We start from the raw sequence: 17,490 nt of genomic DNA, 5'->3' as shown, positions 1-17,490 counted from the left end.
ACACGGACGGAAGGATCGGGATAATCAAGGCACGCGCGGCACTCGCACACCTCGGGATTTTCGTCTGGAATCTCTCGGCGATGGAGCGGTTCTATTCCGATGTGTTCGGTCTTGTGGTGACCGATCGCGGCGTCGGTGCGGTCTTCCGCAACGATGTGGGGTTCATGACCGGCAGCGCCGATCAGCACCACCAGCTCGTGCTGGCATCGGGCCGGCAACCGGATGCCCCCAGCACGGTGATGCAGATATCGTTCAAGGTTAGCGATCTGGCAGACCTGCGCGACTTGCGGGACAAGGCGCTGGCTGCTGGTGCCAGCGATGCCATCGGGCTGAACCATGGCAACGCGTGGTCGGTCTATTTCAACGACCCGGAAGGCAATCGCATCGAGATCTACCTCGGTTTCAGCGAACAGGCGAAGGAAACCTTCGATCGCTATCCCTTTGGCGGCCTGTGCGAATACATGGTCGCCCCTGCCAATGGCTGCGTGAAGCTGCCGGACAACGTCACCTGCCAGCAGGCGACGCGGCTCGGCTATACCGGCACCGGCTATTCCGCGCTGCGCAAGGGCGGCGCGGGGCCGGATGTGGTCACGCTGATCAACGGCGCAACGGGCACGCTGGGGCTGCCCACGGTGCTGTGTGCGCTGGCGCTGGGGACGACCAAGATCCTCGCGGTGGCCCGCAACAAGGCGCTGCTGGAGGAACTGCGGCAACTCGCCCCCGGGCGAATCTTCACCCATTCGACCGACGATGGACCGGTCCGCCCTTGGGCTATCGATCAGACCGAAGGCGACGGGGTCGATCTGGCGGTCGATTGCGTCGGGCCGGGCGGCACGGCGGCACGGCGGCACAGATGCTCGACGTGATGCGCACGCTGCGCCGCACGGGCCGGATCGTCAATGTGGGCGCGGTGGCAGAGCGGGTGCCGATCAATGCCCACAAGATGATGGACTGGAACCAGTCGTTCATCGGTTCGGTCTGGTTCACCACCGTGGAGGGGATGCAACTGGCCGAGATGATCCGCGCCGGGACGCTCGATTTCGGCCTGTTCCGGCAGGAAGGCTTGCCGCTGGACCGCATCAACGAAGTGCTGGCCGGGATCGTGAACCGGCACGGCGGGTTTTCGAACTTCAGCGTGATCCCGACGCCTGAATGAAGCTGACACTGCACCGTGACGATTTACACCAACCCGTGAGGCGAACTTGACCGAGCACCGCACAGCCATCGCGCTGGAACTGGAAGACCGGCGCTTTGCCGCGATGGAGGCGAACGACGTCGCCGAACTCGAAGCCTTGCTGGCCGATGACCTGCACTACACCCACGCCGACGGCATGGTGGAAGACAAGGCGGAAGTGATCCGCCGCATCGCCAGCGGCGAACGCGTCTATCGCCGGCTGCGGATGATCGCGCGCACGGTTTCAGAGCAGCCGGGCTTTGTCGCGGTGTTCGGGCAGGTGGAGATGGAATTCTCGCGCGCGGCGGGCCTGCTCGTCACGCAGCTGGATTATACCGCGATCTACCGCGACCACGATCCCCGGCTGTTTGCGTGGCAGGCGACCAAGACTTACGCGCCCTGACGGCGCGGCATCACTCCATCTCGCCCAGCACCGGGGACGGCTTCGCCTCGGCCAGCGGAGACCGCGAGAAACGGATGGGAAGGCGCACGCCGGGGATCACCTGCCCATCGGCGCGCGCCATTTCCAGCGCCAGTCCGCGGTGGCGCACTTGCGGATCGGCAAACGCCTGATCGACCGAATTGATCGGCCCGGCCGGAACCCCGCGCGCTTCCAGCACTGCAAGGAGATCGTCGCGCTTCCACAGGCGGGTGGCCGCTTCCAGAGCTTCCGTCAAGGCGACCCGGTCGGCCAGTCTGCCGGCATTCGTGCTCCATTGCGGCTGGGCTTCGATGCCGATGCCTGCGCAGAGCCGCGCAAACTGGCCGTCATTGCCCACCGCGATGATGAGCCAGCCATCGGCTGCCGGAAAGACAGCGTAGGGCACGACATTGGGATGCGCGTTGCCCATGCGCGTCGGCGTGTTGCCGGAGACGAGGTAGTTCATCGCCTGATTGGCGAGAACGCCGGTCATCACATCGAGCAGGGCCATGTCGATATGCTGGCCTTGGCCGGATCGTTCGCGTTCCGCCAGCGCGGCCTGAATGGCTATGGTCGCATAAAGGCCGGTCATGATGTCGGCGAAGGCCACGCCGATCTTCTGCGGCTGGCCCTGCGGATCGCCGGTCAGGTCCATGACTCCGCTCAGGCCCTGCACGATGAAATCATACCCCGGGCGCGGCGCATAAGGGCCATCCTGCCCGAAGCCGGTGATCGAGCATTAGACCAGCCGGGGATTGACCTGCGCGAGGCTGGCGTAATCGAGGCCGAACTTCGCCATCCCGCCCAGCTTGAAGTTCTCGATCACCACATCGGCTTCGGCGGCAAGGCTGAAGGCGCGGGCCTTGTCAGCAGGATCGCCAAGATCGAGCACCAGCGAGCGCTTGCCCCGGTTGGTCGCGTGATAATAGGCCGCGTCGTGGCTGCCATCTGCGTTCTCGACAAACGGCGGCCCCCACGTGCGCGTATCATCGCCCGCGGCGCTTTCGATCTTCACGACCTCCGCCCCAAGATCCGCGAGGATCTGGCCAGCCCACGGGCCTGCCAGAACGCGCGCGAACTCGATGACCTTGAGGCCGTGGAGCGGGGCAGTGGCGGCCTGCTCCATCAGAACGCGGGAATGCCGGTGATCGCCCGCCCCAGAATCAGCGCGTGGACATCGTGCGCGCCTTCGTAGGTGTTGACCGTCTCGAGGTTCACCATGTGGCGGATCACCTGATATTCTTCCGAAATGCCGTTGCCTCCGTGCATGTCGCGCGCCATCCGGGCGATATCGAGTGCCTTGCCCACATTGGTGCGCTTGACCATCGAGATCATGTCCGGGACGACACGGTGCTCGTCCATCAGGCGGCCAACGCGCAGCGATGCCTGCAGGCCGAAGGCGATGTCGGTCATCATGTCGGCCAGCTTCTTCTGGTAAAGCTGCGTCGCGGCCAGCGGACGGCCGAACTGCTTGCGGTCCATCCCGTATTGCCGGGCAGCGGCAAGGCAGAACTCGGCAGCGCCCATCGCGCCCCACGAAATGCCGTAGCGCGCGCGGTTGAGGCATTCGAACGGGCCTTTCAGCCCTTCGACCTCAGGCAGCAGCGCATCTGGCCCGACGCGCACTTCGTCCATCAGGATCATCCCGGTGGTGGAGGCGCGGAGCGAAATCTTGCCCTCGATCTTGGGCGCGGCAAGGCCCTTCATGCCCTTTTCGAGCACGAAGCCACGGATGCGCCCGCCATGCGCTTCGCTCTTGGCCCAGACCACGAAGACATCCGCGAACGGCGCGTTGCTGATCCAGGTCTTGGCGCCGTACAGCACGAAGCCATCGCCGTCCGCCCGCGCGACGGTGCGCATCGAGCCAGGGTCGGAGCCGGCGTCCGGCTCGGTCAGGCCAAAGCAGCCGATTAGCGTGCCTGCGGCGAGGCCGGGCAGATAGCGCATCCGCTGGGCTTCCGAACCGAACGCATGGATCGGGTGCATGACAAGGCTGGACTGGACCGACGCCATCGAGCGATACCCGGAATCCACGCGCTCGATCTCACGCGCGACGAGGCCGTAGGCGACATAGCTGGCGCCCGAGCCGCCATACTGTTCGGGCAAGGTCATGCCGAGCAATCCGGCGCGGCCCATCAGCGGAAACAGCTCGGGCGCGGCCGTCTCGTTGCGAAACGCCTCGATCACGCGCGGCTGCAGTTCGCTTTGCGCAAAGCCGTGCGCGGCATCGCGGATCATCCGCTCATCGTCCGTCAACTGGCCGTCTAGATCGAAGGGGTCTTCCCAATTGAAATGCGCCGCGCTGCTCACAACCGTGTCTCCTTTGCGCAGAAGGATTGCGCTTCCTACGCTATCTCGACAATGCTCATTTCTGTTCGTTGTTATCGCGATGGAGAATAGCAGGTGATCGATATCGAGGGGCTGGCGGCCTTTCTCGCCATTGCGGACGCGCAAGGCTTCTCGCGCGCGGCAGACAAGCTGGGCGTTGCGCAGTCCGTTGTCAGCAAGCGGCTCAAGCGGCTGGAAGATCAGCTGGGCGCGGACCTGATGGACCGCACGGTCCGCAACCGGGTGAAGCTGACCCGCATGGGCGAAAGCTATCTGCCCACGGCCCGGGCGGCGATGGTGCAATTGCAGCAGGCGGAGCGGGTGGGCCGCAACCTTGCGCGCGGGACGGCCGGGCCGCTGCGCATCGGCGCGATCTTTTCGGCTGCGATGACCGGCGTGCTTGGCGCGGTCCTCTCGGCGCTTGCGCGGGATCTGCCGGATGTGACGGTGGACCTGCAGATGATGGAGACGCCCGAACAACTCGCCGCGCTGGGTGAGGGGCGGCTGGATATCGGGCTGGTCCGCCCCCGGCTGGCCTTTCCGTCCGTCTGCAAGGCGCTGCGCGTTCACCGCGAGCCTCTGGTTGTGGGAATGCCGGCCGATCACCCGCTCGCTGCCTTTGCCGCGCTCTCGCCGGAAGCCTTGCAGGGCCAGCGCTTCATCATCCCGCAATTCCGGGAGAAGGTGGGGCTGGCGGAGAACCTGGAACGCCTGTGCGCCGCCGGTGGCTTCATGGCGGGCGAGATCGTGCGGACAGCCGATTTCGTCACAGCCGCGGCGCTGGCTGCTTCTGGCCACGGCATCGTGCTGGCGCCAGCCTCACTGCGGAACATCGGGCTCGCCAACATCGCCTTCCGCGACATCGCCGGGTTCGACGACCGGATCGAGACGGTGCTGCTCTATCGCGACGACGCTCCGGCGCGTGCAGTCGAGTCCATCCTGCGCGCCGATCTGCCGATGCGGGAGGGGTGGCAGATTTGATGGGAGATGACGGGATTCAGATAAGTTCGTAAATAATGAACTGGCGTAGAGTTCGCGTTTGAAGGCGGAAATAAGCCTAAAAAATGTGGGAATTTCGGGGAAATTAATCTCGTCCGTCCTGTCCTGCAGAGGGGGGCGGAGAACTTGCGAAAATATTGGCAGGCGAAGGCCGAGCGTCTCCTATGCGCGGGGCCAGGCGAATCGAGCTGGGAAGGGCAGGGAAAGGCGGGCTGCGCAGACAGCTCGGGAGGATGAACGATGACCATTCCGCGCTTTGACGTCGATCTGATTGCACCGGAGATCGTGGCGGAACCGTTCGAAGCCTACCGCCTGCTGCGCGACATTGGCCCTGTTTGCGAAATGCCCCGTTATGGCCTCTACGCGATGGGCCGCCATGCGGACGTGAAAGCCGCGCTGGGCAATTGGGAAGTCTTCAGTTCGGCGGACGGCGTTGCGCTCAATGATATCTGCAACGGCTTCATGGCGGGAACCCCGATCGGATCGGACCCGCCGAACCATACCCGTTTTCGTGACCTGCTGGCTCGGCCGCTCGCACCGAGGCGGCTGGTCGAGATGCGCGGCCGCCTTGCCGAACTGGCCAGCGAACGTGTCCGCGAAGTGGTGGGCTCTGGCCCGATCGATGCGATGGAACTGCTCGCCCGCCACCTTCCGCTGCGGGTGATTTCCGAACTGGTCGGTCTTCCGGAGGAAGGGCGCCAGCGCATGCTCGGATGGGCGAATGCGGGCTTCAACTCGATGGGCGCGGCTGCCGTCCCCGATACCGGGCAAGCCCTTGCGACAATGGGGGAAATGATCGCCTTCATCAGTGATCCCGAACTGCCCGCCCGCATGCGCGAGGGCAGCTGGGCCGCCGAGCTTTGGGCGGCGGTCGCGTGCGGCGAGCTCACCGCGCCCGAGGCGCAGGCCATCCTGCAAGGCTACGTCACGCCTTCGCTCGATACGACGATCTACACGCTGGGCACGATCTTGTGGCTGCTGGCCGGCAACCCCAATCAATGGGCGCTGCTGAAGGCCAATCCCACCTTGATCACGCGCTGCATCAACGAAGCCTTGCGGATCGAAGGGCCTGCCCGCGGCTTTTCGCGGGTAACGCGCAGGGACCATGCCATCGGCGACTGCACGCTGCCTGCCGGTTCCCGCGTGATGACCGTGCTGCCCGCCGCCAACCGCGATGAACGGCGCTATGCCGATCCAGACCGTTTCGACATCACCCGCGATGCGTCCGATCACTTGGGCTTCGGCAGCGGCATTCACCGCTGCGTCGGCGCGAATATCGCGATGCTCGAGTTGACGGTGATGCTGGAGGCCATCGTCCGCGAGGTTGATGCCATCGAGCTGATCGGCGCGGTCCGGGCAAACAGCATGATGCTGCGGGGATTTGAGCGGCTGGATCTGCGGCTGATCGGGAACTGAGAGTCGGGGCGTTAGCTCGCTCCGCTTGCCTGTTCCGGGCGGCATCGGCGGTTTGCTTCGCTGAGCGGCTAATTCCTGCGCTGGCAGCCTTTTGGCTGCATTCGTCCTCCACCTATGACGGCCGATACCGAGCGATGAGTCCGCTCGGCACAGAGGTCGGCACGGGCCTGAGGGAGCATGATCATGGCGAGCGTTCGCGACGAGGTTGGGGTCTACGAATATAGCGGCGGCATCGTCGGGCCCGGCATCACACCGGCGGCCACCGTGCGCAATGGCGGCGTGATCCGCACCGGCACACCGCCCGGCTGCTGGGGGCCGATGATCACCCCGAAGTTTCAGGGCGGACACGAGGTCACCCGGCCCGTCCTCGTCGAAGGCGCTGAAGTCGGCGATGCGATTGCCATTCGCCTGCGCAAGGTTCGCGTCACGTCGCTGGCGACCTCGTCAGGCGTTATGGAGTTCGTCGATGGCCGCTATGTCGGCGATCCGTTCGTGGCCAAGCTGTGCCCCGCTTGCGGCACGACCGCGCCTTCCAGCCATGTCGAGGGCATTGGCGATGATGCGGTGCATTGCGACAGCTGCGGCGCAGAGGTGAGCGCGTTCCGCTTCAGCAATGGCTACGTGATCGTCCTCGACCGGGAGAACCAGGTCTCGCTGACCGTGAACAAGGAGGTCGCCGAGGCGCTGGCGCAGGACGCGAAAGTCAACGCCGCCCTGCCGGAGGCATCAGGCCAGCATTCGATCCTCTCGCTCGCCCGCGCCGACATTGCCGGTCTTGCTGCCCGTATGCGGCCCTTCCTTGGCAACATCGGCACATCGCCCTCGCGCGATCTGCCGGATTCGCACAATGCCGGGGACTTCGGCACGTTCCTGCTCGATGCGCCGCATGGCTACAGCTTCACGCAGGAGGAACTCGACCGGCACAAGACCGACGGCCACATGGACACGAACAGCGTCCGCGAAGGCGCGATCCTGATCTGCCCCGTCAAGATTCCCGGCGGCGGGATCTACATGGGCGACATGCACGCCCAGCAGGGCAACGGGGAGATCGCCGGGCATGCCACGGATGTCGCCGGGGAAGTCGAACTGCAAGTCGAGGTGATCAAGGGCCTCGCGCTTGATGGCCCGATGCTGCTGCAGAACCTTGATGATGTCCCGTTCCTCGCCCGTCCGCTCGATGCCGCCGAGCGGGAGGCCGTGATCGCGCTGGGTGCGAAATACGGCCAGAACGAGATCGAGGACAATGCGCCGATCACCTTCATCGGATCGGGTGCGACCCTCAACGATGCGACCAAGAACGGCCTCGACCGCGCAGCGCGGATCACGGGCATTCCCTATGACGAAGTGCTGAACCGCGCGACCATCGCGGGGTCCATCGAGATCAGCCGCCTGCCCGGCGTGGTGCGGGTCACCTTCATGTGCCCCAAGCCGATCCTCGCCCGGCTCGGCATCCTCCATCTCGTCGAGGAACAGTATGGCTGAGCGCAATTGTGCGCTTCCCGTGCAGGGCGGTGCAGTCGCGGGATAGCGGCGCGGCGGCCTGCGGGGTTAGCGCATTGACGCGGGATTGCTGACGGAGGGCATGTCCTCCGCGCAGCGCCAGTCCAAACCATCAGCGCGCCCGGTTTGCCCCAAGGGTGACAGGCGCAGGAGAGCGAGCATGGCAACAGAGGCACTTCAGATCGACAAGGCACCCGGCCGCTGGGCGCGCAAGTACCCCGAGCTTGGGCAGGAGCCGCTGCCGGTCGCGCCCTACATCGACCCGGCGTACTACGAGAAGGAGAAAGAGAAGATCTTCAAGAAGCAGTGGCTTTACGTCGCGCTGGAACGGGAAGTTCCCGAGGTCGGCTCATACAAGGTCCGCCGGTTGGACCTTGCCGATACCTCGGTGATCATCATCCGCGGCAAGGACAAGGTCATCCGCGCGTTCCACAATGCCTGCTCGCACCGCGGCAACACCGTGGTGACCGAGACGGGGCAGGAAACCTATGGGCGCAACCGCGCCGGGGTGGTCACCTGCCGGTTCCACGGCTGGGTCTACAACGCGCAGGGCGAACTGGTGAACGTCCCGCAGGAAGAGCGGTTCTACAGCTGCTTCGACAAGGCGGAGAACGGCCTGACGCAAGTGCACTGCGAGACGTGGGCCGGGTTTGTCTTCGTCAACGTCGATCCCGGCCCGGTCCAGTCGCTCAAGGACTTCCTCGGTGGCTACGCCGATCACTTCGGCGGCTTCGATTTCGCCGCCTGCGATCACGGCTTCACCTATCACACGACGCTCAACTGCAACTGGAAGGTCGCCTCGGACGCCTTTGCCGAGGCCTATCATGTCGACACCATCCACGCCGGATCGTTCCCCAATGTGTTCGAGGGGCCGATCGAGGATGTGCAGCTGTTCGGCCCGCACCGCACCTGCTCGGTCCGCCTCCAGATCGACAACCTGCCGCGTACCCCGGTCGGTGATCTGGCGAACGCGCGATCACGCGGATCGCTGGCCGTGCAGAGCGGCGCCACGAGCCTGCCGCCTACGCTGAACCCGAACCGCGAGCCGGACTGGGCGTTCGAGCTGAGCGTGCTGTTTCCCAGCGTGCTGCTGCACGTGTCCGAAGGGATCTGGTTCACCCACCAGTTCTGGCCGATCGCGCACGACAAGACGCTGTGGGAGGGCAAATACTACCTCAAGAAGCCGCGCACCTATAGCGAGCTGTGGGGTTTCGAGCGGTCGATGGTGCTCCAGCGCAATGCCTGGCTCGAGGATACCGCGACGATGGAAGACACCTATCGCGCGATGCTTTCGGGCGCGAAGACGGTCCAGCACCTGCAGGATGAAGAGATCCTGATCCGCCACAACTGCAAGGTTGTGGACGATTACATCAACGCCTGAAGGACCCTGAGCATGACCCAGCCAATGACCGTCCCTGCGGGCTTCGAGGCCCTGATCCTCTTCGCCCGCTGGAACCTTGCCACCGCCGACGAACGCACCCGCGCGCGCCGCGAAGCCGGCGAGACGGACCTACAGGCCCTTTATGGCGGCGTGCTGCCGCACATGGAGGCGATCCTCGATGCCTGCGACGCATACCCGCTCGGCGAACTGCCGGAATCGCATCAGGGCATCTTCAACATCGCGCTCTCGCTGGCCGAAGTGGCGCCGCACATCGAGTTCTACCGGGGCAGTGTGGGCGTGCCCTATGCCTTCGAGGAGCAGCGTTTCATCGCGGTGCATGGCCGCGACCAGACCTGGCAGGCGCTCCCGCCCAACGGACCGCGCTGATCGTGCCTGCCGAGTTCGAACTGCGGCTGCGGCGAGTCGAGGCCTGCGAGGCGATCCGCAAGCTGATCGCGACGTATGCCGTGGGTGCGGACCGCAAGAACGATCCCGCCGTCCTCGGGCCGCTGTTCCATCCGGACGCCGAATGGCATCTTTACGGGGTTGCGCATCTGGTGGGCCGCGACGCGATTGCTGCGGGCTTGTCGGAGCTGGCGCAAGGCTTCGTGACCTGGTCGCTGCACTACATGGTCTCGCCGCTGATCGAGCTCGGGCCGGATGCGACGACGGCGAACTGCCGGTGGTATCTGTGGGAGCTTGCGACCATGAAGCAGGACGACGGCAGCGCGCACGATACCTGGTATGGCGGCTGGTATGACAGCGAACTGAGCGAGCGGGGCGGCGTCTGGCGGTTCGACCACGTGCGGCTCGATCCGCGCATTGCCAGTCCGGCCGCAGCACCGTGGACCGGCAAAGTGCCGATGGCCTGAGCGGCCCGGCAACCTACCCCATTTCAAGGAGATTTTCGTGCTGACACTGTGCCGGGCCAGCGATGTGCCTGCCGACGAACCGTTGCAAGTGGTGCTGGACGATGGCCATGCGCTGGCAGTCTATCGCTGGAACGATGGCTTCTACTGCACGGACGATCTGTGCAGCCACGGCGAGGCTTCGCTGGCGGAGGGCTATGTGGAGAACGGCCAGATCTTCTGCCCGTTCCACATGGGATCATTCTGCATCAGCACGGGCGAACCGCGCGCAGCGCCATGCTCGGTGCCGATCCGCGCTTACAAGGTCACCGAACAGGACGGCGAGCTGCGCATCGAGCGCTGAGGCGCATCAGCCCAGAAAGGCGAGGACCGCCTCGGCAAAGGCTTCCGGCTGTTCGACATTGGACAAGTGGCTGGCATCGAGCGACACGAGCATGGAGCCGGTGATTGCGCGGTGCAGCAAGGCCGCATGTTCGGGCGGGGTAGCCGGATCTTGCAGGCCGCTGATCACGAGCGTGGGCCGGTCTATCAGCGAAATGATCGGGCGCAGGTCCATGTCGCGGATCGCGGCGCAGCACCCGGCATATCCGGCGGGATCGATGGTCAGCAGGTTTGCGAGCACTTCGGCTGTTGCCGGGCTGCTGGCAAACGCGGGGGTGAACCAGCGCGCGACCACGGCATCGGCAATCGCCGCAAGCCCTTCGCGGCGCACGCGGTCCATCCGCTCCTGCCAGCCAGTGGGCGGGCCCATGTAGGCCGAGGTATTGGCGAGCATGAGCCGCCGCACCCGCTCGGGCGCGAAAACGCCGAGCCATTGCCCGGTCATGCCGCCCAGCGAGAGCCCGCAGAAATCCACCTGATCGAGCCCGAGCGCATCGAGCAGGTTCACCACGTCGCGCCCCAGACGGTCGAGCCCGTAGTCCCCCGGCGTGACAGCGGACTGGCCGTGCCCCCGCGTATCGTAGCGCAGGACGCGATAGCGGGCGGCGAACGCAGCGACTTGGGGCTGCCACATGGCGCGGCTGGTGCCGAGCGAATTGGACAGCATCAGGACGGGGCGATCTTCCGGCCCTTCGAGGGTCCAGGCGATGGCTGCGCCGTCATTCATCGTCGCAAGGCCGCTGCTTTGAGTCATTGTCGTACCTTCTGAAAGTTGGTTCAACCAGCCACGCCGGTCAAATCGAGCGGGGCGCTGGTGCGCTCCCGCAGGGTTTGCGCTGAAACGCCGGGGGCGAGTTCTAGCACCTTCAACCGGTCCGCGCCGCGCGTGCAGGCCAGCACCGCAAGATCGGTGATGATCAGATCCACCACGGCGCGCCCGGTGAGGGGCAGCGAGCATTCAGTGACGATCTTGGGCGCGCCGTCCTTGCTGCAATGGTCCATGATCACGACCACCCGCTTGACCCCGGCGACAAGGTCCATCGCGCCGCCCATGCCCTTCACCATCTTGCCGGGAATGGTCCAGTTGGCGATGTCGCCGCGCGCGCTCACTTCCATCGCGCCGAGCACGGCCACGTCAATATGCCCGCCCCGGATCATCGCGAAGCTGGCGGAGGAGGAGAAGAAGCTCGACGAGGGCAGCTGAGTGATCGTCTGCTTGCCCGCGTTGATGAGATCGGGATCGACTTCATCGTCGAAGGGGAACGGCCCCATCCCGAGCATGCCGTTTTCCGATTGCAGCGTCACGTGGACGCCCGGCGGAATGTGATTGGCGACGAGCGTGGGGATGCCGATGCCGAGATTGACATAGGCGCCGTCGTGCAGTTCGCGCGCCGCCCGGGCGGCCATCTGATCGCGTGTCCAGGGCATCAGGCAGGCTCCCGCTGGCGCACGGTGCGCTGTTCGATCCGCTTTTCGTTGATCGTGCTGAGCACGACCCGGTCGACATAGATGCCCGGCGTGTGGACATAGTCCGGATCGATCGCGCCTTCGGGGACGATTTCCTCGACCTCCGCCACGGTCACCTTGCCCGCCGTTGCCATGTCCGGATTGAAATTGCGCGCGGTCTTGCGGAACAGCAGGTTGCCTGCCGTATCTGCCTTCCACGCCTTCACGATGGCAAGGTCCGCCCTGAGCCAGGTTTCCCGCACGTATTCCTCGCCTTCGAACATCTCGGTCGGCTTGCCCTCGGCAACAACCGTGCCGACGCCGGTGCGGGTGTAGAATGCCGCGATCCCCGCGCCGCCCGCCCTGATCCGCTCGGCCAGCGTGCCTTGCGGGTTCAGTTCGAGTTCGAGATCGCCCGAAAGGTATTGCGCTTCGAACAACTTGTTCTCACCCACGTAGGAACTGATCATCTTGCGGATCTGGCGGGATTGCAGCAGCATCCACAGCCCGAAGCCTTCGGCCCCGGCATTGTTGGATATCACCGTAAGGCCGCTGACCCCGCTGGCGCGGATCTCCGGGATCAGGCTCTCGGGATTTCCCGAAAGCCCGAAGCCGCCCGACATGATCGTCATGCCATCGAACAGCAGCCCATCGAGCGCCGCTGCCGGAGAAGCAAAGACCTTGCTCACGCGGCCGCCCGTGGCCGCTGCGAGAAGCCCTGTTCGTCAGATGACCGTGCCTTCTGCATGCGGAAATCGAAGGCGATGTGCGCGCGGTCGCCAGTCCGCTCGGGCACCGGCAGCAGCCCTTCGCGCGTGCCGAACGCGAAGTCGTCGCGCGCGTGCGGATCGTCGCCGAAATTGATCTGGGTGGTCAGCGTGCGATAGCCCGGCGCTTCGAGGAAGAAGTGGACATGGGCCGGGCGGTTCCCGTGCCGACCGAGCGCATGCATGAGCTGTTCGGTCGCGCCGCCCGGGGGGCAGGCGTAGCCGCGCGGCATCTTGGAGCGGAACGCGTAGCGGCCATCGGCACCGAGCTTGATCCGGCGGCGGTTGTTGAACGGCGATTGCGCGCCGGTCGGGTCGAAGTGCGAGTAGAAGCCCTGCGAGTTGGCGTGCCAGACATGCAGCACCGCATCCTTGACGGGTTCGCCGTCCGGCCCGGTGACGGTGCCCGACATTGTCAGGGTCTCCGTATCATCGGGATCCTGCGTCAGGTTCACATCGTTGGTGCGGGTCAGGTCGCCATCGACGAGCGGGGCGCCCGCCACATAGAGCGGCCCTTCGATCGTGCGCGGCGTGCCGCCGCTGACCCCGGCCTCGGCGTCCTTGGCGTCCATGTGCAGATCGAGGAAGTGCTCGATCCCGATCCCCGGAGCGATCAGCCCGAATTCCTGCGCGCCGTTCTGGAGGAAGGAGAGCCCCGCCCAGAACTCGCTTTCGGAAATGTCGTGCTTCTCGATGGTGACGGCGAGCGCTTCGAGCAGATCGCGCAGGATCGCCTTCAGCCGCGCGTTGCCGCCTGCCTGATCCAGCCCGGCGGCGCGGTCGAACAGGGCCTGCACGGCCGGTGATTTCACGATATCGGTCATGGCATCCTCCTCGTAGCCGGTCAGTCGGCGGAAATGGCGGAAGGATGACGGCACAGGGCGGTCACCTCGGTGGTCATGTAGGGGAACAGCGGGAGGCCGATCATGAGGTCGTGAAGCTCGGCCGCATCGGCGACATCGAACACGCTGACGTTCGCATACTGCCCGGCAATCCGCCACAGATGCCGCCACTTGCCGCTGCGCTGCAAATCCTCGGCCCTCGCCTTCTCGATGGCTTTGAGGGCGTCAAACTTCGCAGGATCGAGCTCGTGGGGCACGTGCACGTCCATTCTTACCATGAAAAGCATCAGGCATTCTCCTGTCGGCCGGGCGTGCTGACCGTTCTGGACGGCGCATCGCGGCGGAAGTGGTTGATCTTGTCGAGATCGAGCGCGAGCCCCAGCCCCGGCGCAGCGGGAACGGTGAGTGCGAAATCGCGGTATTCGAGCGGTTCGGCCAGAATGTCCTCGGTCTGGAGCAGCGGTCCGAACAGTTCCGTGCCCCAGCGGAGCGAGGGAAGGGTGGCGAACAAGTGCGCCGAGGCGGCAGTGCCGATGCTGCCCTCCAGCATCGTGCCGCCATAGATGCCGATCTGCCCGGCCTCGCCAATCGCCGCCACATCGCGCGCGGCGAACAGACCGCCGGCCTGCGCGGGTTTGACCGAGAAGGCATGACAGGCTCCGGACTTGACGTAGTCGATAGCATCGAGGGGGCCACGCAAGGCTTCGTCGGCCATGATCGCAATGGGCGAAAGCCGCGTCAGGTGCGCCATCCCCGCACGGTCGGCGCGGGGCAGGGGCTGTTCGATCAAGTCTGCGCCCGCGTCGGCCAGCATGGCAGCCCCGCGCAGCGCGGTCACCACGTCCCAGGCCTGATTGATATCCACGCGCACGGAGGCTTCGTCGCCCAGCGCGCGCTTGATCGCGGCGACATGCGCCACATCCTGCCGCAGATCGCGCTTGCCGATCTTGAGCTTGAAGATGTTGTGCCGCCGGCTGGCGATCATGGCCTCGGCTTCGGCGATGTCCTTGGCGGTATCACCACTGGCCAGCGTCCACAGCACCGGGATCCGTTCGCGGTGGCGCCCACCCAGCAGTGTGGAGAGCGGCACGCCAAGCCGCTGCCCCTGGATATCCAGCAGCGCAGTTTCCACCGCGTTCTTCGCGAAGTGATTGCCGACGACCGTGCTGCGGATCGGCGTAAGCTGTGCCGCCGGATCGATCAGTGGCTGGCCGATCAGCAGGGGAGCCATGTACTGATCGATGGTCAGCTTGATCGCTTCCGGGCTCTCATCGCCATAGGCCAGCCCGCCGATGGTCGTGCCTTCGCCAAGGCCGATCACGCCATCGCTGGTGTAAATGCGCACCAGCGTCATGCTCTGGCGGCTGATCGAGGTCATTGCCAGAACATGGGGGCGAATTGTCGGTACATCGACAATCCAGGTATCGATATGGGTGATCTTGACTGTCATGACAGGATGGTCTTTGAAGCTGAAAGGGCATGAAAACAGGCGGATTTGTGCTGATTGGCCGGGGATGGCCCCGATGATCGGCCAGACCTTGAGGGTATGATATGGATCTCAGACGCCTCAGGTACTTCGTCGCGGTGGCGCGGGAACGGAACTTCACGCGCGCGGCGCAGAGCCTCAACATGGCGCAGCCGCCGCTCAGCCGGCAGATCCGCCTGCTTGAGGACGAAGTCGGGGCTGAGCTGGTCGACCGGTCTTGCCGCCCCTTGAAGCTCACCGAAGCGGGCCGTCTGCTGCACGAACAGGCGGTGCAGGTGCTGGCCGGGATGGAGCAGATCCAGTCGATGGTCGGCCGCCTGTCTGATCAAGGGGTGCGCCGGTTCGTGATCGGGTTCGTCGGCTCGACGCTGTATGGCCTGCTGCCGCAGGTTATCCGGCGCTTCCGCGAAGAATCGACCAGTGCGGACGTTTCGCTGCTGGAATGCTCTTCGGTCGAACAGATCACCGCGCTCAAGGAAGGGCGGATCGATGTGGGGTTCGGCCGCCTGCGCGTGGAAGACCCGGCGGTTCGCCGCATCGTGCTGGCTGATGAACCGCTGGTTGCGGCGGTTCCGGCAGATCACCCGCTGGTATCGGTGGGCCGCGCCGTGCACTTGTCCGAATTGCTGGTCGAACCGCTGATCGTCTATCCCAGACCGGCGCGGCCGAGCTATGCCGATCAGGTGCTGGGGGCCATCCATGATCTGGGCCTCAGCGCCGCCAAGGTCATCGAAGTGCGCGAATTGCAGACTGCCATCGGGCTGGTCGCCGCTTATGCCGGGTTTGCCGTTGTCCCGGAATCGGTGCAGCGCCTGCGCCGCGACGATATCCGCTATCTGCCGCTGGCGGACCGCGGTGCCCGTTCGCCGATCATGATGGTGCACCGCTCGGGCGATGTGACGCCCGAACTGGCGACGCTGATCCGGATCAGCTGCGAAATCCATGCGAGTGCTGCCCACGGTCATGGCTAGGCGAAAGCCCTGAGGGACATGGAGGCGTCGCTGACCAGCGCCCGGTCAAGGCTCGCGCGGGTTCCGATCAGCTTGCGGGCGGCCATGAACTCGCGGGAGTTGTTGACGCAGTCGACCGCGATCATCCGGCCTTCGCGCAGGTAGATGATCGAGAACGGGCCTTGCTCGAGATCGCCGCGCACCACAAAGTCGTCCGCATCGCGCGCGATCCCGGCCGATTGCAGCCGCAGGTCATACTGTTCGGACCAGAATGTCGGCACGTCCTGATAGACCCGTGTTTCGCCCATGATCGTGAGCGCGGCCACGGCTGCGGAATCCTGCGCGTGCTGCACGGATTCGAGGCGCCACATGCCGCCCGCGAAATCGTTGGGATGGCGCGCGCAATCGCCGATCGCGAGGACGCGGGGGGCCGAGCTGCGGAACTGGGCGTCCACCACGACGCCGCCGTGGCAGGCAATCCCGGCCGCTTCGGCAAGCGCCGTCTCGGCATCGATCCCGATCCCGACTACGACCGCGTCCGCCGCGATCTCGGTGCCATCATCCAGCACCACCGCCTCTACGCGGCCACGGCCCGCAAGCTCCGATACCGCATGGCCGAGGTGGAAGGTCACGCCATGGCGGCGATGCACGCCTTCGAAGAAGCGGGATACGGGCACGGAAGTCACCCGCGAGAGGACTCGCTCCTGCGCTTCGATTACCGTGACGGTCTTGCCCAAACTCCGCGCGGATGCGGCCACTTCAAGCCCGACATAGCCGCCCCCGATCACTGCGACGGTCTGCGCGGTGGCGAGGTGTTCGCGCAGGCGCTCCATATCGGCGTGACCCCGCAAGACATGGCAGCCCGGTAGATCGGCACCGGGACAGGTGAGCGCGCGCGCCCTGCCGCCCGTGGCGAGGACGCACCAGTCGAAGCTGACGGTCCGGCCATCGGACAGGGCCGCCTTGCGCTCCGGCGGGTTCAGGGTGGCAACCGCGACGCCGCTGACAAGGTCGATCCTCGCCTCGGCCCAGAAGCCGCCGGGGCGCAGCAGGGGCGCTTCTGCCTGCGCCGGATCGAGCAGGCAGAACTTCGACAGCGGCGGACGCTCGTACGGCGGGCGCGCCTCGTCATTCACCAGCATGATCGCACCGGCATAGCCCGCCTGGCGCAACTGCACCGCAACGGCCGCGCCCGCGTGCCCTGCGCCGACCACGAGCACGCCGGTTGTCATGGACTTGCGCATGGTTGTTCTCATGTTCCTTCGGTGCATTCTGTCAGGCAAGGCCGCGAAGGCCGCGCCATACCCTCTCCGTCACCCTGTGGTGCTGCCCCAAGCTGCGCGCTGGGGCCGCGCGGGGCTATCCCGAAGGCGCAAGGGCTGGCCGCTGACTGCGGAAATGGGCGAAGCTTGCAGGCAGGCTGTCGCGCAGGTGCAGGGGGTGCTGCGCATCATACTTTTTTGATCTGGTATGATGCTGTATTCAGTATTGGACGTGATCGCGCGCCCGGATCACCATTCCGCCGCTTGA

The 17,490-nt window shown here is 65.4% G+C and carries 19 protein-coding genes and 1 pseudogene; 11 read left to right on the top strand and 9 right to left on the bottom strand.

Features of this window, described 5'->3' with window-relative positions:
• Nucleotides 1-80 precede the first annotated feature (80 nt).
• The 3 genes from CFE35_RS14095 to CFE35_RS14085 are packed head-to-tail and all read left to right on the top strand — an operon-like array spanning nt 81 to nt 1,577.
• The gene (locus tag CFE35_RS14095) at nt 81-866 is read left to right on the top strand and encodes a VOC family protein (RefSeq protein ID WP_292931372.1); all 786 of its coding nucleotides are present in this window, start codon (nt 81-83) and stop codon (nt 864-866) included.
• Entirely contained in the window at nt 854-1,156 is a 303-nt protein-coding gene (locus CFE35_RS14090; protein ID WP_292931370.1) for a hypothetical protein, read from the top strand. Before CFE35_RS14095 ends, CFE35_RS14090 begins: the two co-directional genes overlap by 13 nt.
• A 46-nt stretch (nt 1,157-1,202) precedes the next feature.
• Nucleotides 1,203-1,577 carry a nuclear transport factor 2 family protein gene (locus CFE35_RS14085; RefSeq protein WP_292931369.1) on the top strand — a complete coding sequence of 125 codons (375 nt, stop codon included), beginning with the start codon at nt 1,203-1,205 and terminating at the stop codon, nt 1,575-1,577.
• A 10-nt stretch (nt 1,578-1,587) separates the two neighbouring features.
• Here the strand turns inward: CFE35_RS14085 and CFE35_RS14080 are convergent.
• Both CFE35_RS14080 and CFE35_RS14075 read right to left on the bottom strand, forming a co-directional pair.
• A pseudogene (locus CFE35_RS14080) lies at nt 1,588-2,721 on the bottom strand (CaiB/BaiF CoA-transferase family protein).
• Nucleotides 2,721-3,905: an acyl-CoA dehydrogenase gene (locus CFE35_RS14075; protein WP_292931367.1), complete on the bottom strand. Its 1,185-nt coding sequence runs from the start codon at nt 3,903-3,905 to the stop codon at nt 2,721-2,723. The pseudogene CFE35_RS14080 and the gene CFE35_RS14075 overlap by 1 nt, the downstream one beginning before the upstream one ends.
• Nucleotides 3,906-3,998: 93 nt before the next feature.
• Here CFE35_RS14075 and CFE35_RS14070 point away from each other — a divergent pair, with 93 nt between their 5' ends.
• The 7 genes from CFE35_RS14070 (at nt 3,999) to CFE35_RS14040 (ending at nt 10,431) form a co-directional block, all read left to right on the top strand.
• Nucleotides 3,999-4,904 carry a LysR family transcriptional regulator gene (locus tag CFE35_RS14070; protein WP_292931365.1) on the top strand — a complete coding sequence of 302 codons (906 nt, stop codon included), beginning with the start codon at nt 3,999-4,001 and terminating at the stop codon, nt 4,902-4,904.
• A 258-nt stretch (nt 4,905-5,162) separates the two neighbouring features.
• Nucleotides 5,163-6,338 (top strand): cytochrome P450, encoded by a 1,176-nt coding sequence (locus CFE35_RS14065; protein ID WP_292931363.1) that lies wholly within the window; start codon nt 5,163-5,165, stop codon nt 6,336-6,338.
• 183 nt (nt 6,339-6,521) lie between these two features.
• Nucleotides 6,522-7,820, top strand: coding sequence for an acetamidase/formamidase family protein (locus CFE35_RS14060; protein WP_292931362.1), 1,299 nt, complete (start codon nt 6,522-6,524; stop codon nt 7,818-7,820).
• Between the two features lie 178 nt (nt 7,821-7,998).
• Nucleotides 7,999-9,219, top strand: coding sequence for an aromatic ring-hydroxylating dioxygenase subunit alpha (locus CFE35_RS14055; protein WP_292931360.1), 1,221 nt, complete (start codon nt 7,999-8,001; stop codon nt 9,217-9,219).
• Nucleotides 9,220-9,231: 12 nt separating this feature from the next.
• A complete protein-coding gene (locus CFE35_RS14050) occupies nt 9,232-9,606 on the top strand; it encodes a hypothetical protein (protein ID WP_292931358.1) in 375 nt (124 codons plus the stop codon).
• A gap of 2 nt (nt 9,607-9,608) precedes the next feature.
• The gene (locus CFE35_RS14045; protein WP_292931356.1) at nt 9,609-10,091 is read left to right on the top strand and encodes a nuclear transport factor 2 family protein; all 483 of its coding nucleotides are present in this window, start codon (nt 9,609-9,611) and stop codon (nt 10,089-10,091) included.
• A gap of 37 nt (nt 10,092-10,128) precedes the next feature.
• Nucleotides 10,129-10,431 (top strand): non-heme iron oxygenase ferredoxin subunit, encoded by a 303-nt coding sequence (locus CFE35_RS14040; RefSeq protein WP_292931354.1) that lies wholly within the window; start codon nt 10,129-10,131, stop codon nt 10,429-10,431.
• A 6-nt stretch (nt 10,432-10,437) separates the two neighbouring features.
• Here CFE35_RS14040 and pcaD read toward each other — a convergent pair whose 3' ends face one another.
• The 6 genes from pcaD to CFE35_RS14010 are packed head-to-tail and all read right to left on the bottom strand — an operon-like array spanning nt 10,438 to nt 14,974.
• Nucleotides 10,438-11,223: a 3-oxoadipate enol-lactonase gene (gene pcaD / locus CFE35_RS14035; RefSeq protein ID WP_292931352.1), complete on the bottom strand. Its 786-nt coding sequence runs from the start codon at nt 11,221-11,223 to the stop codon at nt 10,438-10,440.
• Nucleotides 11,224-11,246: 23 nt separating this feature from the next.
• A complete protein-coding gene (locus tag CFE35_RS14030) occupies nt 11,247-11,897 on the bottom strand; it encodes a 3-oxoacid CoA-transferase subunit B (protein ID WP_292931350.1) in 651 nt (216 codons plus the stop codon).
• Nucleotides 11,897-12,604 (bottom strand): CoA transferase subunit A, encoded by a 708-nt coding sequence (locus tag CFE35_RS14025; RefSeq protein ID WP_292931348.1) that lies wholly within the window; start codon nt 12,602-12,604, stop codon nt 11,897-11,899. The genes CFE35_RS14030 and CFE35_RS14025 overlap by 1 nt, the downstream gene beginning before the upstream one ends.
• Nucleotides 12,601-13,506: a dioxygenase gene (locus tag CFE35_RS14020; protein ID WP_292931346.1), complete on the bottom strand. Its 906-nt coding sequence runs from the start codon at nt 13,504-13,506 to the stop codon at nt 12,601-12,603. The genes CFE35_RS14025 and CFE35_RS14020 overlap by 4 nt, the downstream gene beginning before the upstream one ends.
• 20 nt (nt 13,507-13,526) lie before the next feature.
• On the bottom strand, nt 13,527-13,811 hold the full coding sequence (gene catC, locus CFE35_RS14015) for a muconolactone Delta-isomerase (RefSeq protein ID WP_292931344.1): 285 nt from the start codon (nt 13,809-13,811) through the stop codon (nt 13,527-13,529).
• Nucleotides 13,811-14,974, bottom strand: a complete 1,164-nt coding sequence (locus CFE35_RS14010; RefSeq protein WP_292931343.1) for a muconate/chloromuconate family cycloisomerase — start codon at nt 14,972-14,974, stop codon at nt 13,811-13,813. Before CFE35_RS14010 ends, catC begins: the two co-directional genes overlap by 1 nt.
• Nucleotides 14,975-15,075: 101 nt before the next feature.
• Here CFE35_RS14010 and CFE35_RS14005 point away from each other — a divergent pair, with 101 nt between their 5' ends.
• Entirely contained in the window at nt 15,076-15,981 is a 906-nt protein-coding gene (locus CFE35_RS14005; RefSeq protein ID WP_292931342.1) for a LysR family transcriptional regulator, read from the top strand.
• Here CFE35_RS14005 and CFE35_RS14000 read toward each other — a convergent pair.
• A complete protein-coding gene (locus tag CFE35_RS14000) occupies nt 15,978-17,204 on the bottom strand; it encodes an FAD-dependent oxidoreductase (RefSeq protein ID WP_292931341.1) in 1,227 nt (408 codons plus the stop codon). The two genes, CFE35_RS14005 and CFE35_RS14000, sit on opposite strands and share 4 nt — an antisense overlap.
• Nucleotides 17,205-17,490 lie beyond the last annotated feature (286 nt).

It is taken from the genome of Novosphingobium sp. PASSN1 (assembly GCF_002278815.1).
Note: the sequence above shows the minus strand (reverse complement) of the source record. Positions and strands in the feature narration are given on the sequence as shown.